This window comes from Streptomyces sp. NPDC048211 (genome assembly GCF_043202315.1).
Lineage (GTDB): Bacteria > Actinomycetota > Actinomycetes > Streptomycetales > Streptomycetaceae > Streptomyces.
Genome location: NZ_JBIDAD010000028.1, coordinates 17,838 through 41,821, shown reverse-complemented (window position 1 = coordinate 41,821; position 23,984 = coordinate 17,838). Strand labels below are relative to the sequence as shown.

15 protein-coding genes are annotated in these 23,984 nt (G+C 72.6%); 6 read left to right on the top strand and 9 right to left on the bottom strand.

The features are described 5' to 3' along the window. The first annotated feature begins 271 nt into the window (after positions 1-271). Together ACGFZA_RS41115 and ACGFZA_RS41110 are read left to right on the top strand one after the other, a co-directional pair. Entirely contained in the window at positions 272-3,922 is a 3,651-nt protein-coding gene (locus ACGFZA_RS41115) for a trypsin-like peptidase domain-containing protein (RefSeq protein ID WP_393686118.1), read from the top strand. Positions 3,923-3,965: 43 nt separating this feature from the next. Beyond that, the gene (locus ACGFZA_RS41110; protein WP_385281707.1) at positions 3,966-4,919 is read left to right on the top strand and encodes a bifunctional riboflavin kinase/FAD synthetase; all 954 of its coding nucleotides are present in this window, start codon (positions 3,966-3,968) and stop codon (positions 4,917-4,919) included. A gap of 89 nt (positions 4,920-5,008) precedes the next feature. On the opposite strand, the gene ACGFZA_RS41105 is transcribed toward ACGFZA_RS41110, so the two are convergent. Continuing rightward, positions 5,009-6,373, bottom strand: coding sequence for an MFS transporter (locus ACGFZA_RS41105; protein WP_385281710.1), 1,365 nt, complete (start codon positions 6,371-6,373; stop codon positions 5,009-5,011). Between the two features lie 493 nt (positions 6,374-6,866). Here ACGFZA_RS41105 and ACGFZA_RS41100 point away from each other — a divergent pair, with 493 nt between their 5' ends. Continuing rightward, positions 6,867-7,445, top strand: a complete 579-nt coding sequence (locus ACGFZA_RS41100; RefSeq protein ID WP_393686115.1) for a MarR family winged helix-turn-helix transcriptional regulator — start codon at positions 6,867-6,869, stop codon at positions 7,443-7,445. 274 nt (positions 7,446-7,719) lie between these two features. Further along, the gene (locus tag ACGFZA_RS41095) at positions 7,720-8,832 is read left to right on the top strand and encodes an XdhC family protein (RefSeq protein ID WP_393686113.1); all 1,113 of its coding nucleotides are present in this window, start codon (positions 7,720-7,722) and stop codon (positions 8,830-8,832) included. Positions 8,833-9,062: 230 nt separating this feature from the next. On the opposite strand, the gene ACGFZA_RS41090 is transcribed toward ACGFZA_RS41095, so the two are convergent. From ACGFZA_RS41090 to eccE, 8 genes are all read right to left on the bottom strand, one after another. Next, a complete protein-coding gene (locus ACGFZA_RS41090; protein ID WP_393686111.1) occupies positions 9,063-10,067 on the bottom strand; it encodes an ABC transporter ATP-binding protein in 1,005 nt (334 codons plus the stop codon). Further along, positions 10,064-11,092 carry an ABC transporter ATP-binding protein gene (locus ACGFZA_RS41085; RefSeq protein ID WP_385281721.1) on the bottom strand — a complete coding sequence of 343 codons (1,029 nt, stop codon included), beginning with the start codon at positions 11,090-11,092 and terminating at the stop codon, positions 10,064-10,066. The genes ACGFZA_RS41090 and ACGFZA_RS41085 overlap by 4 nt, the downstream gene beginning before the upstream one ends. Next, on the bottom strand, positions 11,089-12,057 hold the full coding sequence (locus ACGFZA_RS41080) for an ABC transporter permease (protein WP_393686108.1): 969 nt from the start codon (positions 12,055-12,057) through the stop codon (positions 11,089-11,091). The genes ACGFZA_RS41085 and ACGFZA_RS41080 overlap by 4 nt, the downstream gene beginning before the upstream one ends. Continuing rightward, positions 12,054-13,136, bottom strand: a complete 1,083-nt coding sequence (locus ACGFZA_RS41075) for an ABC transporter permease (RefSeq protein WP_385281726.1) — start codon at positions 13,134-13,136, stop codon at positions 12,054-12,056. The genes ACGFZA_RS41080 and ACGFZA_RS41075 overlap by 4 nt, the downstream gene beginning before the upstream one ends. Positions 13,137-13,253: 117 nt before the next feature. Beyond that, the gene (locus ACGFZA_RS41070; RefSeq protein ID WP_385281729.1) at positions 13,254-15,131 is read right to left on the bottom strand and encodes an ABC transporter substrate-binding protein; all 1,878 of its coding nucleotides are present in this window, start codon (positions 15,129-15,131) and stop codon (positions 13,254-13,256) included. 197 nt (positions 15,132-15,328) lie between these two features. Next, entirely contained in the window at positions 15,329-18,469 is a 3,141-nt protein-coding gene (locus tag ACGFZA_RS41065; RefSeq protein ID WP_393686105.1) for an SCO5717 family growth-regulating ATPase, read from the bottom strand. Between the two features lie 310 nt (positions 18,470-18,779). Further along, complete coding sequence (locus ACGFZA_RS41060) at positions 18,780-19,502, bottom strand: hypothetical protein (RefSeq protein ID WP_393686103.1); 723 nt, start codon at positions 19,500-19,502, stop codon at positions 18,780-18,782. Further along, positions 19,502-20,671, bottom strand: coding sequence for a type VII secretion protein EccE (gene eccE, locus ACGFZA_RS41055; protein ID WP_393686121.1), 1,170 nt, complete (start codon positions 20,669-20,671; stop codon positions 19,502-19,504). The genes ACGFZA_RS41060 and eccE overlap by 1 nt, the downstream gene beginning before the upstream one ends. Before the next feature lie 375 nt (positions 20,672-21,046). Here eccE and eccB point away from each other — a divergent pair, with 375 nt between their 5' ends. Both eccB and mycP read left to right on the top strand, forming a co-directional pair. Next, a complete protein-coding gene (gene eccB / locus ACGFZA_RS41050) occupies positions 21,047-22,588 on the top strand; it encodes a type VII secretion protein EccB (RefSeq protein ID WP_393686101.1) in 1,542 nt (513 codons plus the stop codon). A gap of 53 nt (positions 22,589-22,641) precedes the next feature. Continuing rightward, complete coding sequence (gene mycP / locus ACGFZA_RS41045) at positions 22,642-23,862, top strand: type VII secretion-associated serine protease mycosin (protein ID WP_393686099.1); 1,221 nt, start codon at positions 22,642-22,644, stop codon at positions 23,860-23,862. Positions 23,863-23,984: the final 122 nt, after the last annotated feature.

Genomic DNA, 23,984 nt, shown 5'->3' with positions numbered 1-23,984 from the left:
GCCCGGCGGCTGTTTAGGTGGCCGTGTTTGTGTTCATTTGGGCATTCCCAACCCCCGTGGGTTTTTTTATTCCCCCGGCCCCCCCCCCCCCGCCCCCCGGGGGGGGGGGGCCCCCCGGGGCCCCCCCCCACGACCCCCCACCGGATTCTGTCCGGCGAACACCCCTGATTCACCCCAACGGGCAGGCGCTCGGAGTGAATCGGGGGTGCAAACGGGGCGCTTTTACCCTGATCGCTCGTCGTGCCGATCACCGTCGCCCTACCGTCGGACCATGGGATGCGGGGACCGGGCGACGCTGGTACGACTGTGCGATCCGGCCGGCCGGCCGCGGGGGACCGGCTTCGTCGCGGACGGCCGCGGCACGGTGGTGACCAGTCACGAGGCGGTCGACGGGCTGCCCCACCTTCTCGTGCACGGCCCCGACGGCCGCAGCTGCCGCGTCGAGGCCCACGACATCACCGCCCTGCCGGAACTGGACCTCGCGCTCCTGCCCACGGGTGGACCGGACACCCTCGCCGTGCCGCCCCTGCCGATCGCCCCCAGGGCGCGGATCGACGCCGGTACGTACGTGGCGATCGCCGCGCACGGCTGGCGCGAGGCGCGCGTCCTCGGCACGGCCCCGGTGACGTACACCGCCGGCGGCCGCACCCACACGATCGGCCGGGCGCTGGAACTGGCCCTCGGCACGGACGGCAGCGACGCGCTCAGGCTCGGCGGCGCGGCTGTCGGCGGGCCCGTCCTCGACCCGGAGAGCGGCGCCGTCGTCGCGGTCCTGGGCATCGCCCTGCGCACCGGGCACGCCGCCGCCGGTTGCGCGGTGCCGCTGGCCGGACCGGACCGGGACGGCCCGCTGGGCGCGCTGCTGCGGCGCAACGCGATGGAGGTGCCGGGCTACGGAATCGACCTGAACGCGGCGGGGGCCCTCCAGCTCACCGCGATGTCGGTCGGCTCAGCGGGCGGCCCGGCCGCCTGGCCCGACCCGGTGGAACGGCCCGACGTCCTCGCGGAGTTCAACGCCTTCGCCGCCCCGGGCCCCGCCACGGACGCGGAGCGGCCCGCGGTGGTGCTGGGCCTGGTCGGAGCCCCCGGCACCGGCCGCACCACCGAACTGGCCGCGCTTGCCGCACGACGGGCCCGGGGCCCGGTGCCCGCGCTCACCCTGTGGCTGCGCGGCGCCGATCTGCTGGCCGACGACACCTCCGTCGCCGAAGCGATCGCCCGCACGCTCCGGCAGGCCGCGCGCATCGTCACCGCCGCCGGAGCCATCGGCGACATGGCGACCGCCACCCCCGAGCGGGTGGCCCGGCTGGCCGCGGAAGCCGGCAGCCCGCTGCTCGTCCTGCTGGACGCTCCCGAGGAGATGCCGCCCGTCCTGGCACACCGGCTGGCCGGGTGGACGGCCGGCACGGTCGACTGGCTGCGCGCACACGGGGCGCGGCTCGTCGTCGCCTGCCGGCCCGAGCACTGGGAGACCGCGGGCGCGCTCTGCCCGCCCGCCGCACTGCACCGCCCGGCCCGTCCCGCCAGGCGGCTGCCCCCGGCCATCAGCATCGGTGACCTGACCGTGGGCCAGGCCGAACGGGCCAGGGAGCGGTACGCCCTGCCGCCCGACGCGCTCGCCGCCGGCCACGACCGGCACCCGCTCACGCTGCGACTGCTCGCGGAGGTGCGCGAGGCCCTTCCGGCGGGCGCTCCCGGGCGCCCCGGCACGGAAGAGGTCTTCGGCGCCCACCTGGACCTGATGTGCCTGCGCATCGCGGTCCGGATCGCCGCCCAATGGCGTCCCTCGCCGCACGGCACGGTGGTGCGGCGGCTGGCGGCGCGGGTGGCGGGCCAGGTCCATGAGGCGGCCCGGCGCTGCCTGGGGCCCGGGCAGGGGGAGCTGGACCGGGCCGCGTTCGAGGAGGTCTTCCCGTGGCGCACGGGCTGGGCGTCCGCGGTGCTGACCGAGGGCCTGCTGGTCCCGGCGGGAGCGGGATACCGGTTCGCGCACGAGGAGCTCGGCGACTGGGTCCAGGGCGCACATCTGGACCTGGACGCGGCGCTGCGGGCGCTGGTGCACCGGTGGCACGCGGACGGGGGCGCGGCGGAGCCCGACCGGGTCCCGCACCCCCGCCGGGGTGGGGATGCCGTGCCGCAGGCGGCGCCCGCACCGGAGCAGCCGCACACCCTTCCGGTGCCGCGCCACCGCATCGGGCCGGTGATCCAGGCGCTTGTCCTCCTGGGCCGCCGCCAGGGCCCGGCCGCCCTGTCCCACCGGCTGGCCGACCTGATCGAGGCGCTGGACCGGCTGACGGCGGGGGAGGCCACCCGGCCCGCCCCGCCGGCGGAGGACGGACCGGGCAGCGGCGTGCCGTTTCCCGACGCGCGCTGGTGGGCCGTCCATCTGCTCTCCGAAACGCTGTTGCGGGTAGCCGACGCCAGGCCGCACCTCGGGGTGCTCCGGCTGCTCGCCGGGCGCATCGTCCGGAGCTCGGCCGCTGGTGACGGCTCCGGTGCGCGGGGCGTGTACGCCGAGTTCGGGCCGTGGTTCTGGCGGCGGCTGCGGCTGCCCGAGGCGGACCGGATGGACCTCTTCCGGCGGCTCGTCCCCGCCGACGGGCCGCCGCGCGGCGACACCGACGGCGAGGACGGCCGGTTCCTGGACGCCGTGGCCCGGCGGCTCGCCGCCCATCCGCGTGCGCTCCAGCCGCTCCTGTGCGCCTGGTTCACCGACGACCGTCCGCTCGCCGCCGCGGACGGGGTGGCCCTGCGGCCCACCGTCGCGGCGGCGGCGCAGGCGCTTCTCTACGCACGCCGCGATCTCGCCGTGGACGATCTGACCGACGCGCTCGTCGCGTCCGGCCACCCCCGCGCCGACGAACTGCTGGCCGCACTGGCCGAGGACGAGCCGGCCGCGCTGTGCCGGGCCGTCGAGCGGTGGTCGCGCGACGAGGACCGTCGTGTCCGGCGGACCGCGGCGGCCTCCTACGGGGCACTCGTCGCCCCGCACCTGGCCCGCGACGCGGATCGCGCCCTGCTGCGCCGCGCCGCCCTCGCCCTGCTGGCCCGCCCCTCCGACACCGATCTGCACGGCCCCGCGCTCGCCCTGCTCGTGGCCGATCCGCAGAGCAGGGACCGCTATCTGCCGCAGGCCCTCCGGGCGTTCACCGCGGACGGGCCGAAGGTGACCGTCGCCGCGCTCGCCGTCGCGCTGCCCACCCATCCGGAGCCGGTGCTGGCCGCGTACCGGGAGCGCCTCGCGTGCCCCGGGGACGGTGCGGGGGAGGCGCTCCGCGCGCTCGCCTGTGTCGATGCTCCCGCGCTCGCCCTGCACACCGCCGGGCTCGTACGCGCCTACGTCGACAGTCACCCCGGGGACACCTCGCACACCGCCGCCTACCTCGACCGCAGGCTGGAGCACGGGCCCGCAGCCCGGGCGCTCCTGCTTCCCCTGCTGACCGGACTGCTCCGGGACCGGCCGGCGCCCGCGCCGGTCCGAGGAGCACTCGCCGGGGTGCTGGCCTCGCCCGGCAGCCCCGCGTCCCAGCAACTGCGGGACACCCTGCTGGAGGTGCTGCTGGACTTCGAGCAGGGCGGCGCCCACCGGGACCCGGTCGTGCTGGAAGCGCTGCTGAGGGCCGCCGCGACCGGGTGCGGCGGACGGTCGCAGGCCCGTACCCGGGCCCTGGTGCACCGCACCGGGATGCTGCTGGTCCGTACCCCCGAGGGGGCCGCCCTGTTCGACCGGCTGCTGGTCGCGCTCGCCCGTGATGTGCCCGGTTTCGGCGCCCTGGTCACCGGATGGCTGGCCGACGCCCCGCAGGAGTGGGCGGCGGTCGTCGGTCCCGGCGCGCGGCGGACCGCGGAGGCGCTCGGGGCCCCGATGACCATGCCGATGCAGGCCGCAGGGCGTGAGCATGGCAGTCTTAGACCTGCGTAAGAGATACACCCACGTACACAGGTTCGGGCGAGGAGCGGTCAGAGTGCAGCGCTGGCGTGGCTTGGAGGACATCCCCCAGGACTGGGGACGCAGCGTCGTCACCATCGGCTCCTATGACGGGGTGCACCGCGGACACCAGCTGATCATCGGCCGGGCCGTGGAGCGGGCCCGCGAGCTGGGGGTGCCGTCGGTCGTCGTGACGTTCGACCCGCACCCCAGCGAGGTCGTCCGGCCCGGCAGCCATCCGCCGCTGCTCGCCCCGCACCACCGCCGTGCCGAACTGATGGCGGAGCTCGGCGTGGACGCGGTGCTGATCCTGCCGTTCACCAGTGAGTTCTCGAAGCTCGCCCCGTCCGACTTCATCGTGAAGGTGCTGGTCGACAAGTTGCACGCGCAGCTGGTCATCGAGGGCCCCAACTTCCGGTTCGGCCACAAGGCCGCCGGGAACGTCCAGTTGCTCACGGAGCTGGGCGGGACCTACGACTACCGCGTCGAGGTCATCGACCTGCGGGTGCGCGGCGAGGCGGGCGGCGGCGAGCCGTTCTCCTCGACCCTCACCCGGCGCCTCGTCGCCGAGGGGGACATGGCCGGTGCCGCGGAGATCCTCGGCCGTCCGCACCGCGTCGAGGGCGTCGTCGTCCGCGGGGCGCAGCGCGGCCGTGAGCTCGGCTTCCCCACGGCGAACGTGGAGACCCTGCCGCACACCGCCATCCCCGCCGACGGTGTGTACGCGGGCTGGCTGGAGGTGAACGGCGAGGCGATGCCCGCCGCGATCTCGGTCGGCACCAACCCGCAGTTCGACGGCACCGAACGGACGGTGGAGGCGTACGCGATCGACCGCGTCGGCCTCGACCTGTACGGCCTGCACGTCGCCGTGGACTTCCTCGCGTACGTGCGCGGCATGCTGAAGTTCGACTCGATCGACGACCTGCTCGTGGCGATGGCCGCCGATGTGAAGCGGTGCAGCGAGCTGATCGCGGCATACGACCGCGGCTGAACCGCCTCCCTGAACCAACGGCTCCCGGCCGGGCCCGCAGTCATGCGGTCCCGGCCGGGAGCCGTATCGGTGTTCCGCACCGAACCTGCTCAGCTGTTGAGCTCCTCCAGCGTCTTTCCCTTCGTCTCCACGGCGAACAGCGCGATCACCGCGCCGGCCGCCGCCACACAGCCCAGCTGTGTGAAGACCATGGTCAGACCCGCACCCGAGCTGATGATCGCGCCGACGACGATCGGTCCGAGGATGACTCCGAGCCGGTTCCACACCCCGCCGAACGACGCCCCGCGCGCCCTGCTGCGGGTCGGGTAGAGCTCGGGTGTGTAGAGGTAGAGGCTCACGTTGGTGGCGAAGACGAAGAGGGTCGTGACGGACGCCCACGCCGCGACCTGACCGCCGGACGTGGCGCCGGAGACGGCCAGCGAGAACAGGGCGGCCGCCGCCCCGCCGAGACCGACGGTCAGGGACACCCGGCGCCCCACCCGGTCGATGACGAGCGCGACGAGCAGACAGCCGATCAGGCCGGTCACATTGCTCAGCAGCGCGTAGTTGAGCGCGGTGCGCAGGTCGAGGCCGAATTCCTTGGTGTAGAGCGAAGGCAGCCAGGTGGCGATGCCGTGGTTGACGTAGTACGCGACGAACCACAGGGCCGACACCACGACCGTGCGCCTCAGGTACCGGCCGGTGAACAGGTCACGCAGCCCGCCCCGCGCGGTCTCGACGGCCGTCGCCGGTCCGGGTTCGGGGAGCGGTGCGCCGGTCGACTTCGCCACGTCCTTCTCGATCCGCGCGATCACCTCCTCCGCCTCCGCGACCCTGCCGCGGGAGAGCAGCCAGCGCGGCGACTCCGGCACCTGGCGGCGCAGGACGACGACGAGCAGGACGGGCAGGGCACCGATCACGAACATCACCCGCCAGCCGAAACTGGGCACCACCCAGCTCGCGACGAGCGTGGCCGTGGCGAGACCGGCCGGGAAGATGAGTTCGTAGAGCAGCACGAAGCGGCCACGGTGGTCGGCCCGGGCGATCTCGTTGATGTAGGTGGCTGCGACCGGCACGACACCGCCGATGCCCAGGCCCTGGACGAACCGGAAGAGGGTGAACAGGGTGAAGCCGGGGGAGAGCGCGACGGCGAGGCTGGCCAGCGCGGTCACGGCGACGCCCAGCGCGACGGTGTTCACCCGGCCGACGCGGTCGCCGAGCCAGCCGGCCACGAGAGCGCCGAGCAGCATGCCGATGGAGCCGCTGGTGACGATCATCGTGCCCTGACCGGTGCTCAGCTTCCACTGTTCGGTCAGGACAGGCAGCGCGGAGGCGGTCAGCAGCTGATCGAACGCCTCGAAGAACGTGACGGTGCCGATCAGGGTGCGGACCTTGATGTGCCAGCGAGAGCTCGGCAGGCGTTCGAGCCTGGCCGAGACGGTGCTCACCGTGGGGCCGTTGGCCACGATTGACATGGGGATCCTTCCGCGAACAGAGGAGTTGCGGTGACCCTAGGAAGAAGTGTCTTAGCGGTCAATAACTAAGCACTTAAATTTCATAACGAAGTGGAACCGGCCTTGACCAGGGGTTTCGTCCACCCGTAAGGCTGCGGGCGCGGCTCGCCGACCCCTGACGCAAGCGGTCGGGGGTCGGTGGTGGGTGTGGCGTGGGGTGGGTCAGTCCACGTGGGTCCGGCCCCTCGTGGAGCCGGGTGAACGGATCGCCGCAACCCTGTACGTGCGCCTACGTGGCATGCGGACCGGGCCTCCTGGCCCCCGCCGTGACAGCAGAGGGTTATCTAAGAAGTGAAATAGCTAACGCTGAGATTTCTAGCACCAAGGGATTGTCGTCACAAGAGGGCCCGCGACCCGCGTCGGCTTGTATCGTGAACACCGCACCGCTGCGTCCTGCGCGGTGTTCCCGGAAGGAGACGCGGGGGCGCGGCAACGCACCGTCCTCCCACCGCACATGACGCGTAGAGCATCCGGCCGCCCCGACGCGGTCGACCTCATCCTGGAGCAGTGGAAGCGCGAACTGCCCGCGCTCGACGCCTCTCCCATGGAGGTGCTGGGCCGGCTCCACCGCAGCTTCCTGCGGTACCAGGGACTGCTGTCCGACCTCTTCGAATGCTTCGACCTGAACATGGCCGCGTTCGATGTACTGGCAGCGCTGCGCAGGTCAGGGCCACCGTACCGGCAGACGGCCGGTCAGCTCGCGGACATCGCGCTGGTCACCACGGGTGGCATCACCCTGCGGCTGGACCGGCTGGAGAAGGCGGGCCTGGTGACCAGGGAGCGCGACGAGGCGGACCGCAGGATCGTGTACGCGCGCCTCACCGAGCGCGGCACCGAGATCGCCGACGTGGTCGCCGTCGCGCACTTCGCCAACGAGGAACGGATGCTCGCCGAACTGTCCGGGGCCGAACGGCACCGGCTGGGCCTGCTGCTCGGCAAGCTGGAACGCTCGCTGGAGACGGCGGAGCGGACCCCGCCGGACCGCGCCGCGCTGGCGGCGTCCATGCGACGGGATCCACCGCACCACCCGTAGCGCTCAGTATCTGAGCGCTCAAGGTGCGTCTAAGGGCTGTCCCGTAATCCCTGGCGGGCGCACGACAGCTACGGCACCTCTCCCCCCGTAGCCTCAACGGCACGGGGGACCCCCTCCGTTGTCGGAACGTCCGAATACATCCAGTATGCGGACGCCCCTCCGCCTTGCGATGCACCGCATCCGACGCCGCGCGCTGATCCACCAGGGATTACGGGACAGCCCTTAGGGTGACCGCATCAGGGCCGGGTGGACCGGGCCGGAGGAGGTCCGTACCGTGCGTGAACTGCTGTCGGAACTCCGCGCCTGGCACGACGCCGGCACCCCCTTCGCCCTGGCGACCGTCGTCTCCGTCCGCGGCAGTGCTCCCCGTGCGCCCGGCGCCACGATGGCCGTGACCGCCGACGGCACGGTGGCGGGCAGCGTCTCCGGAGGCTGCGTCGAAGGCGCGGTGTACGAAGTGGCCGGCGAGGTGCTCGCCACCGGCGCCCCGCAGCTGCGGTCGTACGGGATCAGCGACGACGAGGCGTTCGGCGTGGGCCTGACCTGCGGCGGAACCATCGACATCCTCGTCGCCCCCTTCGCGGCGGCGGCCGACCGGTCCTGGCTCCGCGACGTCGGCGAAACCGTCGCGCGCGGCGAACCGGTCGCGGTGGCCACCCTCCTCCCGGACACCGGGTCCCCGGGCGCGCGACGCGTGGTGCGGGCGGACGGTGCGGAGGGCTCGCTGGGCAACGACGGGCTCGACTCGGCCGTCACCGACGACGCGCGGGGCCTCCTCGCCCAGGGCGCGACGGGCCGGCAGTGGTACGGGACCCGGGGCGAGCGCCGGATGCAGGACGTGTCCGTCTTCATCCAGACGTACGCGCCACCGCCCCGCATGATCGTCTTCGGTGCCATCGACCACGCGGCGGCGACCGCCCGCATCGGATCCTTCCTCGGCTACCGGGTCACCGTGTGCGACGCCCGTCCGGCCTTCGCGACCCGTGAGCGCTTCCCCACCGCCGACGAAGTCGTCCGGGCCTGGCCGCACACCTATCTGTCGGACACGGACGTCGACGCGCGCACCGTCCTGTGCGTCCTCACACACGACCCGAAGTTCGATGTGCCGCTGCTGGTCGCCGCCCTGCGCACCCCGGCCGCCTACATCGGGGTGATGGGCAGCCGGCGCACCCACCTCGACCGGCTGGCCCGGCTGCGGCAGGAGGGCGTGAGCGAGGCCGACCTGTCCCGGCTCGCCTCACCGGTCGGGCTCGACCTCGGCGCCAGGACGCCGGAGGAGACGGCCGTCTCGATCGCCGCGGAGATCATCCAGCACCGATGGGGCGGCACCGGGCGGCCCCTCGGTGAACTGTCCGGCGCGATCCACCACCACGAACACCAGGGATAGCGACCCGAAGCCACCACGAACCGCGGTTGTGGCCCGAAGCCAACGCGACCACAGTGGCAGCAGTCCGACTTCACCACGAGCAGCGGCAGAGCACCTCGTCCGGGCCTGGCCGGCTCGCGGTGCCGTGATCCGGTCTGATCCGGACACGGACCCGGCGGGCAGGCCCGGAGAACCGGGGACCTGCCCGCACCGCCCCACCGGGCTGCGCCCGCACCGCGGAGCCGGCCGCCTCAGGACTGCGCGGCCCGCGCCATCGCCGTCGCGCCGGCCCAGTGGCACGCCACCTGGGTCTCGCCGCCGCCCGCGAGCACCGGCAGGTCCCGCGTACGGCAGGCGTCGGCGACTCCGGCCCGCTCCGCCTCGCCCGAGGCGAGGACCTGGCAGCGCAGGTGGAAACGGCAGCCCGACGGCACGTTGGACGGGTCCGGCGGCTCACCGGTGAGTACCACCGGTTCGCCCTCGGCCTCCGGCAGCACCGACAACAGTGCCTGGGTGTACGGATGCTGTGGAGCCGTGAGGATCTGCTCCACGTCCCCCGTCTCCACGATCCGGCCGAGATACATCACCGCCACCCGGTCCGCGATGTTCCACGCGAGACCGAGGTCGTGCGTGACCACCAGCGCGGACAGGCCCAGTTCGTCCCGCAGACGCAGCAGCAGCGCCAGGATCTCGCCGCGCACCGAGGCGTCCAGCGAGGCCACCGGCTCGTCGGCCACGATGAGTTCCGGTTCCAGGACCAGTGCCCCCGCGATCACGACGCGCTGACGCTGACCACCCGACAGCTCGTGCGGGTAGCGCAGGAAGAACCGCTCAGGAGGCCGCAGGCCCGCCCGGGAGAGGGCGTTCGTCACCGCCTCCCGCTCGTCTCCGCCGTACCGGTGGATCCGCAGGCCCTCCGCCACCGCGTCGTACACGGTGTGCCGCGGGTTCAGCGAACCGCTGGGGTCCTGGAGCACCAGCTGGACCCGCTTGCGGTACGCCTTCAGCGCACGGCTCCCGTAGTCGAGCGGCTTGCCGCCGAAGGTGACCTGGCCGCCCGTCGGCGGGACCAGGCCCAGCAGCGAACGGGCCAGCGTCGTCTTGCCGCACCCCGACTCGCCGACCAGCGCGACGATCTCGCCCGGCCGGATGTCGAGGTCGACCCCGTCCACGGCACGCGCCGGTTCGGCCCCGTGCCTGCCGGGGAACGTGACCTGGAGCTCCCGCGCGCTGAGCAGGTCCGTGGTGGTGGTCATGATGTGCTCCTTGCTTCCTCGGCGCCCGGCAGGACCGGGGCGGCCGCCCCTTCCGTACCCACCAGCACACATGCGGCCTCACGCCCCGGCCCCGCCACCCGCAGTACCTGGTCCTGCGTGGTGCAGGAGTCCACGGCCACCGCACAGCGCGGATGGAACGTACAGCCGGCCGGCAGCGCCGACGGGTCGGGCGGATCGCCCGGCAGCCCCCGGGGCGCGAACCGCGACGCCGGGTCACCGATCCGCGGGAAGGCACCCGACAGCGCCTTGCTGTACGGGTGGTGCGCCCGCTCGTAGACCTCGGACGCCGGACCCTGCTCGACGACCCGTCCCGCGTACATCACGGCGAGCCGGTCGCAGGTGTCCGAGAGCACCGCGAGGTCATGGCTGATCATGATCAGACCGAGGTCCTGCTCGGAGACCAACTGTTCGATCAGCCGCAGGATCTGGGCCTGGATCATCACGTCGAGGGCCGTGGTCGGCTCGTCGGCGATGATCAGGCCCGGATCGCAGGCGAGTGCCATCGCGATCATCACGCGCTGACGCTGTCCGCCGGACAGCTCGTGCGGATAGGCGTCCGCCCGGGCGGCGGGCAGGCCCACCTGTTCCAGGAGCTCACCGGCGCGCTTGCGTGCGGCGGCCTGGCTCACTTTCTTGTGCAGCAGGATCGGCTCGGCGATCTGGTCCCCGATGCGGTGCACCGCGTTCAGCGAGTGCATCGCACCCTGGAAGACGATCGACGCGCCCGCCCAGCGCACCGCCCTGACCTGGCCCCACTTCATGGCGAGGACGTCCTCGCCGTTCAGCAGGATCTCGCCGGTGACCTTCGTGCCCGCGGGCAGCAGCCGCAGCAGGGCGAGCGCCAGCGTGGACTTCCCGCAGCCGGACTCCCCGGCGATGCCGAGCTTCCTGCCCGCGTCGACCTCCAGGTTCACCCCGCGGACCGCCTGGGCTCCGCCGGCGTAGGTCACCGTCAGATCGCGTACTTCGAGAAGAGGCGTCTTGCGGATGTTCGTCGTGCTCAACGGGCCACCCCCAGCTTGGGATTGAGGACGGACTCGATGGCGCGGCCGCACAGCGTGAACGCCAGGGCCACCAGGGCGATGGCGATGCCGGGCGGCGCCAGGTACCACCAGTCGCCCGCGCTCACCGCACCGGCTTCGCGCGCGTCCTGGAGCATGCCGCCCCAGGAGGTGATGGTCGGGTCGCCGAGCCCGAGGAAGGCCAGCGTGGCCTCCGTCAGGATCGCGCTGGAGATCACCAGCGTGGTCTGCGCGAGCACCAGCGGCATCACGTTCGGCAGCACGTGCCGGAGCATGATGTGCCCGTGCCCGCCGCCCAGTGCGCGGGCGCGCTCGATGTACGGGCGGGACTCCACGGCGAGGGTCTGCGCCCGCACCAGCCGGGCCGTCGTCGGCCATGTGGTGACGCCGATGGCGATGATGACCGTCCACAGGGAGCGGTCCATCACGGTGGCGAGCGCGATGGCCAGGACCAGGGTCGGCATCACCAGGAACCAGTCGGTGACCCGCATCAGAACCGTCGAGTACCAGCCGCGGAAGTGTCCGGCGACGATCCCGACGACCGTACCGATGGCCACACAGAGGAAGGCCGCGAGCAGTCCCACGGTCAGTGAGACGCGCGCGCCCCAGATCAGCAGGGCGAGAACGCTGCGGCCGAACTGGTCGGTGCCGAGCGGGAACTCGGCGCTCGGCGACTCCAGCGCGCCGCCCGGGGCCTCGGTGACGCTCTGCGCGTTCGCACCGGTCAGCACGGGCGCGCACACGGCGATCAGCGCGATCAGGACGAGTCCGGCCAGGCCCCACAGGCCGCCCCGGTGGCCGCGGTACTCCCGCCAGAACCGGGCGGCGGAGCGGCGCTTGCGGGCCCGGGCCAGGGCCCGCGGGCTCTTGGCGGCGCCGGTGCCGGGATCTCCGGGCGCGGGCGCCTCGGCGTCCGGCGTGGACGCGGGCATGGATTCGGTCGTCATCGGCCCACCCGGGGATCGAGCAGCGGATACAGCAGATCGGCCAGGGTGTTCGCCAGGATCACCGCGGTGGCGAAGACGAAGAACAGTCCCTGGACGAGGGGGAGGTCGGGGACGCTGAGCGCGGAGTAGAAGAGCCCGCCGAGTCCCGGCCAGGAGAACACCGTCTCGACCAGGATCTGTCCCGCGACCACGTGGCCCAGGTTGACGAACATCAGCGTGAACGTCGGGAGCATCGCGTTGGGGACGGCGTGCCGGCGGCGGACCGCGTCGTCGCGCAGCCCCTTCGCGCGTGCCGTCGTCAGGTAGTCGCTGCCCATCTCGTCGAGGAGCGAGGAGCGCATCACGAGGAGCGTCTGCGCGTAGCCGACCGCGACCAGGGTGATCACGGGGAGCACCATGTGGTGCGCGACGTCGAGCACGTAGGCGAAGCCCGACTCGTTGCCCGACTCCAGGCCGCCCGTCGGGAACATGCCGGGGATCGGTCCCACGCCCACCGCGAAGACGATGATGAGGAGCAGGCCGAGCCAGAACGCGGGCACCGAGTAGAGCGTGAGCGCGAGGGCGGTGTTGAAACGGTCGCTCTTCGACCCGTTCCGCCAGGCGGTACGCGTACCGAGCCAGATGCCCAGCGCGCTGTAGAGGACGTACGCCGTGCCGGTGAGCAGCAGCGTCGCCGGAAGCGCCTCGGTGATCTTGTCCATGACCGGGGCGTGGTACTGGAACGAGGTGCCGAAGTCGCCGGTGAGGGCGTCGCCGATGTAACTGGTGAACTGCTGCCACATCGGCTGGTCGAGGCCGAACTGGTGGCGCAGCGATTCGAGCTGTTCGGCGGATACGCGACGCCCGCCGGTCATCTGCTTCACCGGGTCGCTGGGGATGAGCCGGAAGAGGAAGAAGCTGGTGACCAGTACGGCGAACAGCGAGACGGCCGCGCCGAGGATCTTGCCGGCCACGTACTTCAGATAGGCCTTGGTGTTGTGCGCCCGTGGGCCGCGGGCGGCCGGGGGCGCGGCCGGAGCCGGGCCGTCCGTGTCCGCATCCGCCTGTTTCACGAGCGCCGGAGTGCTGTCAGCTGTCATGGGAACTCTCGTTACTCGTGCTGCACTTAGAGGGACCGGCCGGCGGGGCCCGGCTGCCCGGACCCCGCCGCCGATCACTCTCATCCCGTCCGCGGGAACTACCCGCGGTCCGTGGAACTACTCGCGCTCGTCCGCGGTGGTGCGGCGGCGCCGGGAGAGGAGGAACCCGCCACCGGCGAGAACCACCACGGCGACGACGATGCCGATGACGATGCCCGTGGAGGACGAGCCGGAGTCGCTGTCTCCGGTTCCGTCACCGCTGCCGGCCGGAACGGCCGACCACCAGCTCCAGTACCCGTCCTGGCCGTAGATGTTGCCGGCCGCCTCGGGCATGGTCGTGATCGACTTGATCTGGTCGGTGCGGTAGGCCTCGACCGCGTTCGGGTACGCGATGACGCTCATGTACCCGGAGTCGTACAGCCACGACTGCATCTGCCCGACGAGGTCCGCCCGCTTGGCGGGGTCGTACTCGGCGAGCTGCTTCTTGTAGAGCCCGTCGTACGTCTTGTCGCAGATGAAGTTGTCCGTGGCGGCGCTCGCCTTGGCCTTGGTCGGCAGGGCGGCGCAGGTGTGGATGCCGAGGACGAAGTCCGGGTCCGGGTTCACGGACCAGCCGTCGAAGGCGAGGTCGTACTCACCGGCGTACCAGGGCACGGAGACGTCGTCGAGGCAGTCGACCTTGAGGCCGACGCCGAGCTTGCCCCACCACTCCTTGAGGTACTTGCCGATCGCCTTGTCGTTCGGGTCCGTCGCGTGGCACAGGATGCGCAGGTCGAGCGCCTTCCCGTCCTTGCCGACGCGCTTGCCGTCCTTGAGCTCGTAGCCCGCCTGGTCCAGGAGCGTGCCTGCCTTGGCGGGGTCGTAGGCGAGGCTCTGGCTCGCCGACGGCTCCCAGCTGTACGCCGAGAAGCGCGGCGGGATGTACCCCTTGCCCTCGACGGCGTGTCCCTGGAAGACCTTGTCGATGATCGTCTTGCGGTCGATCGACAGGAACAGTGCCTGGCGGACCTTCTGGTCCAGCAGCGCCTTGTTGCCGTTGCCGAACTTCTTGCCGTCCTTGGTCTGCGCGCCCGGGTTGGTGGCCAGCGCGAAGAAGCGGCGGCCCGGACCCTCGTTGACCTTGATGTTCGCGTCACCCTTGAGCGACGCGGCCTGAGCGGGCGTCAGCGCGGGCGAACCGGCGACGAAGGAGACCTCGCCCTTGCGGAGAGCGGCGACCGCGGCGTCCTGGTCCTTGTACGTCTTGAAGACCAGCTCGTCGAACTTGGGCTTGCCGCGCCAGAAGTCCTTGTTGGCCTTGAGCTTCACGTACTGGTCGACCTTGTAGTCGCTCAGGACGAACGGCCCGTTGCCCACGATCGGGAACTCGGTGTCGTTGTTGAACTTCGAGAAGTCCTTGACCTTCTCCCAGACGTGCTTGGGGACGATCGGGACGTCGAGCGCGGCCATCGTGGCCTGCGGCTCCTTGAGCTCGATGACCAGCTTCGTCGGGCTGGGCGCCGTCACCTTCTTGAAGTTGGTGACGAAGCTGCCGTTCGCCTGGGCGGCTCCCTCGTCCGTCATGATCTTGTTGAACGTCCAGGCCGCGTCCTCGGCGGTGGCCTGCTGTCCGTCCGACCACTTGGAATTGGACCGAATGGTGTACGTCCACGTCAGCTTGTCGGCCGACGGCTCCCACTTGGTGGCGAGACCCGGGACGGCGTGATTGTCCTTCGGGTCGTAGTTCGTCAGGAAGTCGTACATGAGCCGGGAGACGCTGGTGCTCAGCAGCTTCTGGGCGAGGAACGGACTCAGGGAGTCGACGCTCTGCGCGACCGCGACGGTCAGCGTCTTGTTGCCGTTGTCGGCGGCCTGCGCCTGCTGGGGGGCGGCCCCGAGGGGCATGCCCGGCACGACGGACCCGGCTGCGAGAGCAAGGGCGGCGGCGCCGGATGCCAGGAGGATACGCAGACGTGAACGTGGCTGGGCAGAGGGTGGTGGAACTCTTTCGACCATGGTCTAGGACCTCGCGTCATGACTCGCACGGAGAAGGCGGGTTGATCTGTGGTTCGCCAGCTGGTGAAGCGAAGGTTTATCAGCGGTGGTCGAGCCGCGTCAACGGTCATCGAAACGGCGTGTGGTCTGCGGGAATGCAGTGAGGGTCCCCTTCGCGGAAGCGATGGGGACCCTCATTGGTTCAGACCTCTGACGCCTTACTGCTGAGGCGCTGGCGGCGGCTGCGGAGGCTGCTGCTGCCACCCCGCGGGCGGAACCGGACCCTGAAGTTCCGGGTGGGCGGGCTGTCCTGGCTGACCTGGCTGTCCGCCGTACTGCTGCTGGGGCGGCGGGCCGGCCTGACCTGCCGTCGGCTGGGACTGCGAGGGCGGCGACTGCTGCCAGTTCTGCCCGGCGCCGGGTGCCGGCTGCGAGGGATAGGGCTGCTGCTGCGGCTGGCCGCCGTAGGGCTGCTGCGGGTACGGCTGGCCGGGCTGCTGGGGATACGGCTGACCGGGCTGCTGGGGCTGCTGGGGTGCGTACGGCTGCTGTCCGGGTACCGGCTGGCCCGGCAGCTGCTGACCGGGCATCGGCGGGGCGTACTGCGGCGGCGGGTTGCTGCCGTTCGCCGTCCACAGCCCCTGCTGCTGCTGGGCGCGGGCGAAGTCCTCGGCCACCAGGGCGGAGAGGTGGAAGTACGCGTCCCGGGTCTTCGGGCGCATCATGTCGAGGTCGACCTCGGCGCCGGCCGACAGGTGCTCGTCGAACGGCACGACGACCACGCCGCGGCAGCGCGTCTCGAAGTGCTGGACGATGTCGTCGACCTTGATCATCTTGCCGGTCTCGCGCACCCCGGAGATGACGGTCAGGGACCGCTGGACCAGCTCCGCGTACCCGTGGGCCGACAGCCAGTCCAGCGTGGTGGAGGCACTTGACGCACCGTCGACCGACGGCGTCGAGATGATGATCAGCTGGTCGGCGAGGTCCAGAACACCGCGCATCGCGCTGTAGAGCAGTCCGGTACCCGAGTCCGTGAGGATGATCGGGTACTGCTTGCCCAGCACCTCGATCGCGCGCCGGTAGTCCTCGTCGTTGAACGTGGTCGAGACCGCCGGGTCCACGTCGTTGGCGATGATCTCCAGGCCGGAGGGCGCCTGCGAGGTGAACCGCCGGATGTCCATGTACGAGTTGAGGTGCGGGATCGCGTGCACCAGGTCGCGGATGGTCGCCCCGGTCTCGCGGCGGACCCGGCGGCCCAGCGTGCCGGCGTCGGGATTGGCGTCGATGGCGAGGATCTTGTCCTGCCGCTCGGTGGCCAGGGTCGCGCCGAGGGCCGTGGTCGTCGTGGTCTTGCCCACGCCGCCCTTGAGGCTGATCACCGCGATCCGGTAGCAGGAGAGCACCGGGGTGCGGATCAGATCGAGCTTGCGCTGCCGCTCGATCTCCTCCTTCTTGCCGCCCAGCTTGAAGCGGGACGCGCCCGACGGGTTGCGGCTGCTCTTCGCCTTCTGCTTGCCCCGGACCAGCCGGTCGGAGGAGAGCTCGACAGCGGCCGTGTAGCCGAGCGGCGCGCCCGGCACGGAGCGCTCGCGCTGGTCGTGGGTGACCGGCGTGGGCCATGCGGCCCCGGCCCGGGGGTCGACGGGCGGCCCCTGCGGCGGGAGTTGCTGTTGCGGGTGCTGCTGGGGCTGCGGCTGTTGCTGGGGCTGCTGCAATTGCTGAGGTTGCTGCTGGGGTTGCGGCTGCTGCTGCGGGTGGATCTGCGCGGGCAGATTGGGCGTGGCCTGAGCCGGCGGCTGGGCACCCTGAGGGAATCCGTAGCCGCCACCCTGCTGTGGCTGTGGCTGTGCCTGCGGTGACGGCTGCTGCGGCTGAGGGGCCTGGGGCGCGGGCGGGAGCTGCGCCGCGACCTGCTGCTGCGGGGACCACTGGTAGGCCTGAGGTGCTTGCGGCACTTGGGGCGCCTGCGGTGTCTGAGTCGCTTGAGGTGTCTGAGTCGCCTGCGGTGCGGTCGGCTGCGGGAGCTGCGCCGGAAGCGCGGCTGCCGGCAGGGCCTGCTGGGGCTGCGGTTGCTGCGGGAAGCCGTACCCGCCCTGCGGTGCCGGGGCGGCAGGCTGGGGTGACTGGGGGGCCTGCGGGCTCTGCGGGGCCGGCGGAGCCTGAGGGAATCCGTAACCGCCCTGCCGTGCGTCGGCTGCGGGAGCCTGCGGGGGCCAGTGGGACGCCGGCTGCGGTGCGGCGGGCTGCGGGGCCGCCGGCTGGAAGGAGGGGGGCAGCGGCGGGAGTCCGCCCGGTCCGGGAGTGGGTGTCCAGGGTGCCGGTGCCGGTGCCGCGTCCTGAGGAGTGGTGTCCGACGGTACGTCGAGGGGGGCCGCATCCGCGAGGGAGGCAGGGGACGCGGTGTCGGAGGGTGCCGAGTCCGAGGGCGCCGCGTCCGTGGGTACGGCGTCGGACGGCTCGTCGGCCTGCGGGCCGTCGTCGGGGTCGTCCTGACGCGCGGCATCGACGGCGGCACGGTCCACCGGCGGGGTGCCGAAGGGCGAGGCGGCTGCCTCGTGGGATTCGTCCGCCTCGGCGGAGAACGGCACGGCGTCGACCGGTGCGGGAGGCGCGTCGGACGGTACGGCGTCGGACGGTACGGCGTCGGACGGTGCCGAGAAGGACTCGGACGCGGAGGATTCCGATGCGGAGGACTCGGACGCGGCGGGCTCGGACGCGGAGGAATCCGGATCCGCGTCGGTGTTGACGGAGTCGGCCTCTCCGGAGCCGGTCTTCCCGGAGCCGGTCTCGTCGGTCTCCCCGGCGTCGCTCCGCAGGGCGTCCGCAGGCGCATCGGCTTCGGCGTCCGCGGCCTCCTCACCGGCCACGGTGCCGGCGTCCGGGCCGGTGCCGGCGGACCCGGAGTCGTCGGCCCCCGCCTCAGCGGCGGTCGCCTCGGCGGCCGCGCGCTCGGCGATCTCCCGCTTCAGGGCGGCGGACGAGAACCGCATGGTCGCGCCGCTCTCCACGTCGCCGCCCCCGAAGGGATCCGGCGCACCGCTCGCGCCAGCCGCACCCGGCACCGGATCACCGGCGGCGGCACCGTGGGCCGGTGCCGGCGGCGCCGGGGTCCAGTCGGGTTCGAAACCGCTCCCGGGCGGCAGTCCGGGCACGGACACCGGAGAGCCGCTGGGCGGCGGGGGCGGTGCCAGGTACGTTCCGGCGCCGCCCGACGAGTCGCCCGGCGCATTCTGCGTGTACCAGGCGGGCGGGGTGTAGTCGATGGTGAACTCACCCGTCATCTCGGCGGGCTCCGCGTCGGACGACTCGTCGACGGGCTTGTTCCAGCTCCCGCGCATCTCGTCCCGATCGCCGTTCACTTTGCCTCCTGGTGTGGTCGAGCACCCTCGTGCCGTGGGGGGTGGGGGCGACCGTTCCCGTAATGCGTACCGCCCGGCTCTCCCCCTGGGACGCGCGTTGCCTGCCCGCAGGTTCTTCTGCCGCGCCCCGACCCACCCTAATCGCCATCGGGCCCGCCACGGCAGGCTGTACGGCACTGCGGCCGCTGTCCCGTACGTCACGTACTGCCCCCAAGTGGACTAAGTACGGCCGGTAGTGAGGCGTAAAGCGGTCAAACGTGCACATCTGTGCAGGGAAAAGCGCGCAATTCGTGCGCGTGGTGGTGGGGTGTCAGTCCATCCTGCGTGCGCTGCCCAGCAGTCCCGATTCCGCATCGGTCGGCTGGATCATCACGAACCGGCGGTCCCGCCGGGTGCACCAGAGGGTCACACCGTCCGTCAGAGTGGACAGGGCCCGGGTCTCGCCGGACCCCAGACGCATGAGATGCCCGATCTGTTCGGCTTCGTCGGGAGACACCCGTTGAATGCCGACCAGGGACGACTTCTCCATCAGCCCGGACGCCGTCGGGCTCAGATAGGGCAGCAGTGTCACCACCGACTGCCAGGGCCCGGCCGCCACCCGCCCGCGCGGTGGCCTTATGCCGCAGTCCCGCACCACCACGACCGGCGACCCCGCCGAGGGGCCCTGCGGCGGCACCCGGCCCACCTCGTGCAGCGCGATGCCGCAGCCGTCACCGCCCGCCGCCCGCACCAGCCCCTCCCAGGCCGCGGCCCGACCCGTCTCCACCACGATCCGGGCTCCGGTCGCCGCCGCCCGCAGCGCGAGCACCTGGGCCGTCCAGAGCCCTCCGATCAGGGTGACGTCGTACGGAGTGGGCCGGAGGAGGCCGAGCACGGCGGGGCGTCCCTCGTCGTCCACGCCGATCACCACGCCGTCGTCACCGACCGGCAGTGCCAGCGAGGCCAGTTGCTCGGGCCGGACCGTGTGCCGGGGCCGACGCGGCCCCATCAGGCCGAACCCCAGCCGCCCACGGGCCCGTACGGGTACGGACATCAGCGGGTACCTCCGAGGGGCAGGGTGGCGAGCAAGCCGGGCACCTGCTCGTGGTCGAGCCGCACCAGCGAGGTCTTCACCCCGCGGGCCGTACGCTCCAACTCGCGACGGGCGAATCGGAGTTCCTGATCATCGCGGCCGGTGACACGCAGGTGGCCGGTGACCGCGACCTCCTGCCGTTCGCCGTGCCCCAGCGTGAGACTGAACGTCGTGGCCAGGGCCGGGACCGAGGTGAGCAGCGCGACGAGCTGTGGCATCGGGGCGCCGCCACCGCCGAACTCCGGCCAGCGACGCACCCAGTACGTGGTGTGCGGCCGGTCGTCGCAGCTCCAGGTGCGCGAGGTCTCCCGGGTGCGGCGGGCGGGCGCCACGTCCCGGTCGGCCGCCGCCGTGGCCGACGGGCTCGCGCAGGCGGATGTGGTGATCGCCGCGCCGAGTTCCTGCTCCGTGAGCACCGTCGCGCACAGCCCGGCCCCGGTCAGCCTGCCGGCCAGCTGGTCGGCCGCCCGCACCAGGCACTTCTGCGCCCCGGTGAAGCCGCCGCCCCGCGCCCGAACGGCCTCCGGGCAGAGCTCAGGGGCCAGTTTCAGCGCGATCCAGGTGATCCGGACCGCCGGGGAGCCCGTCCGGGCCTGCAGGGGTGCGTAGTTGCGGGCCGCGATGGAGTCCACCGGCAGGCGCGGCGCGGGCGCCGGCTGGGTGTGCTGCACGATCTGTGCCGACTCCAGCCGGATGCCGTCGACGTCCAGCGCATCCCGCACGAGCGCCAGGGGGAGCGGCCGCGCGGACCGGTCCGCGCGCAGTGCCGTACCGTCGGCGTCGATCCTGAGGACGGCGGTCAGGTACGTACCGTCGCCGATCATGCCGACCGGCCTCCGCTCACAGCCCCCGAACGAGTGCGTGCGCAAAGCCGGTTCGCACTCGGTCAGGGGTGCGATGCCCGGTTCGGTTCCGGCAGACGGTTCTGCCGACGCGGCCCTGCGGCGACGGGCCCGCAGGGCGAGCACGGCGTGCAGCAGCGCCGGAAGGGAGCGGCGTCGCCGCCGTACGACCGCGAGCACCACCAGCAGCCCGGCCGCCAACGAGGCCGGGGCCAGCAGCAGCGGATCCACCACCCAGGCACAGAGCAGCAGCGCCCCCGCGATCTCGAACAGGACGAGCTGGTGCAGCCGGAACGGCCCGAGCGATCCGGCCCGACCGCCCCACCGCACGATGTCCGGCCCGCCGCCGTGCACCGAGGCGTCCGGCGCCCCGGCCCGGAGGGATTCCGGCGGCCGGGTGTCCCGGCCCTGAGCCGTCCGCGCCGTGGAAGCCGTCATGGCGGCATCCCCCCGTTCATCCGGGTCCGGTGTCCCGCGACCCGACCCGTGCCACGCCCGTCCCGCCGAGGTCTCCAACGGGGTGCATCACCCTACCCGCCCCGCAACACCCCTGAATCGACAGGCATAGTAGGGAGCCGGTCCGGCATCGGGGGTCCGGTACGGGACGCCGGCCGCGGCCGCTCCCGGTGCCGCGCGGTCGGACACGGGGAGACGGACGGACTCATGGCATCGCGGCGCGACGACCTGAACGCGTACACCTTCGCGAAGCGACGCATGGTGGCGGCATTCCTCCGGCCCTCGGCCACCGGCTCCGACGAGGGCGCCCCGCGCCCCCTTCGCGCCGTACTGCCCGGCCTCGTCGCGGGCGCCCTGATCCTCGCGGGGTCCGGCGCCTACGGCATGTTCAGACCGGCCGCCCCCAGGGGCTGGGACAGCCCCGGCACCAAGGTGATCGTCGGCAAGACGTCCACCACCCGCTACGTGGTGCTCACCACCGGCAAGGGAGAGAGCCGCAGGACGCTCCTGCACCCGGTGCTGAACCTCGCCTCCGCCCGGCTGCTGCTGACACCGGAGAACTACGGCGTCGTCCAGGTCGCCGACGACATCCTCGACGCGGGAAAGCCCCCGCGCGGGCCCGTCCTCGGCATCCCGTACGCCCCCGACCGGCTGCCCGAGGAAGAGGACGCGGGCACCGCCAAGCGCTGGGCCGTCTGCGTGCAGCCCGGTGGCGGGGACACCGTGCAGAAGGCCGCCTTCGTCCTCGCCGCACGCGACGACGGGCTGACCGAGGGCGCCGGACGGCTCACCGGCGGCCAGGTCCTCTACGTCAGGGGACAGGACGGCACCCGTTACCTCGTCGACGCCCGCGGCACCAAGTACCGCATCGACGAGACCGCCGCCGACCTCGGCCATCTGACCGGCGCCCTGGTCGGCAGTGCCCAGCCGCAGCCCGTCACCGACGACTGGCTGGCCACGCTGCACGACGGCAGCCCGGTCGCCTTCCCGCGCATCCCCGGCGACATCGGCGCCCCGGCCCGCATCGAGGGGCACCTGTCCGCGCGGGAGAACCGCGTCGGCACGGTGCTGCGCACCAGGACCGGAGAGGGCACCGCCCACTACGTCGTCCTCGACGGCGAGGTCCGTCCGGTCTCCGCGTTCACGGCATGGCTGCTGATCAACTCCCCGCAGACCGCATCCCTCGACCTGGCCGGCGAGGCGCGCCCCGCCGGCCTCCAGGACTTCGTCCCCGGCCCGGAGCCCTTCGCGGGCCAGGCCGCGCACTGGCCCGCGCAGCGAGCCGTCCGCGTCAACACCACCGACGCGGGCGCCTCCGGCCGCGACACCGTCTGCAACGTGCTGCGCCGCACGGACGCCTCGGGCCGGACGACGCTGAGTACGTGGGCCGGCGCCGCGTACCCCGCCCCCGTCGGCGCCGGGGGCACGAGCACGTACGTGACCCCGGGCAGCGGACTGCTCTACACCCAGGTGAGGGAAGGACAGACCGGCCGGGACGGATCACTCTTCCTGGTGACCGACACCGGACTGCGGTACGCGGTCCGGGCCAACGGCGACAGCGACTCCGAACGCACCGGCACCGGCGGCACGCAGGACGGCCCCGACGGGCGGCCGGCACCCGGCGAGGCACAGATCAGGCTCGGATACGGGGAGGTGACGCCCGCCCTCGTCCCGATCGCCTGGTCGGAGTTTCTCGCCAAGGGCCCCCGGCTCGACACCAGCAGCGCCCGCCGGCCCCAGGGTTCGTGACGCACCGGGGCCGGGCGGCGGGACACCAGTGGACACACGTGGGAGAGAGCGCGATGCCGTACCGGAAAAGGGTCCTGCTGACGGCGGCCGCCGCCGCGCTGGGCGCCCTCGCGGGGCCGCAGGCCGCGTACGCCGTCGCGGACCCAGGCGGTCTGCGCCCCGCCGGCGGCGGCACATGCGACTTCCCGATGAAGGAACAGTTCGAGGGGCGCCCCTGGCCGCTCCAGCGGGTCCTCCTCGACGAACTGTGGCAGGACACCCGGGGCAAGGGCATCCGCGTCGCCGTCGTCGACACGGGGGTGGACGACACCAATCCCCAGCTCAGGGACGCCGTGGACGTCTCCGCGGGTATCGACTACACCGACGGCGGCGGGAGCGACGGGACCGTGGACACGGTCGGCCACGGCACCAAGGTCGCCGGCATCATCGCCGCCCGCCCCCGCGGCGGGACCGGCTTCGTCGGCCTGGCCCCCGAGGCCACCGTCATCCCGATCCGTCAGAACGACGGGCGGCACAACGGCAGGGACAGCACGATGGCCGCCGCGATCGACCACGCGATCGCCGAGGGCGCCCAGGTCATCAACATCTCCCAGGACACCACCAGACCGCTGGCCGACGACTCCGTGCTGGGCCGGGCGGTGGCGCGGGCGGTCGCCGAGGACGTCGTGGTGGTCGCCGCCGCGGGCAACGACGGCGCGGACGGCAGACGGCGGAGCACCTATCCCGCCGCCTTCGACGGCGTCCTCGCCGTCGCCGCGTCCGACCGCAACAACGAGCGCGCACCCTTCTCCCAGGCAGGGGACTTCGTGGGGGTCGCCGCCCCCGGTGTCGACATCGTGTCCACCGTCCCGGGAAACGGACAATGCACCGACAACGGCACCAGCTTCGCCGCGCCGTACGTCACCGGAGTCGTCGCCCTGATGCGCGCCAAGTACCCGGACTGGACGGCGGCGCAGATCATCGCCCGTATCGAACAGACGGCAGAGCGCTCCGTCAACGGCCGAGACGCCTTCATCGGATGGGGTGTAGTCGATCCGGTCCGCGCGCTGTCCGGAGACGACGTCCCGCAGGACGCCCCCCACCCCGACGCCCCGCCCACCGGGGCCCTGGCACCCGAGCCCGCGCACCTGGCGATGTCGGAGACCTCGCAGCAACGCAGCAAGCGGTACGCGACCTACGCACTGGCCGCCGCGGCCGTGCTGGTCGCCGCGGTGGCCGGCGCCGCGACCGTGGCGCGGGACCTCCGCGGACGCCGCGCACCGCGTCGCCGGTGACCGCTGCCGAGACGCCTGCGCGCCACCGGTGCGTACCGGGACGAGGTGCCGAAGTGGCTAAGGGCTGTCCCGCAATTCGTGGTGGATCAGCGCGCGGCGTCAGATGCGGTGCATCGCAAGGC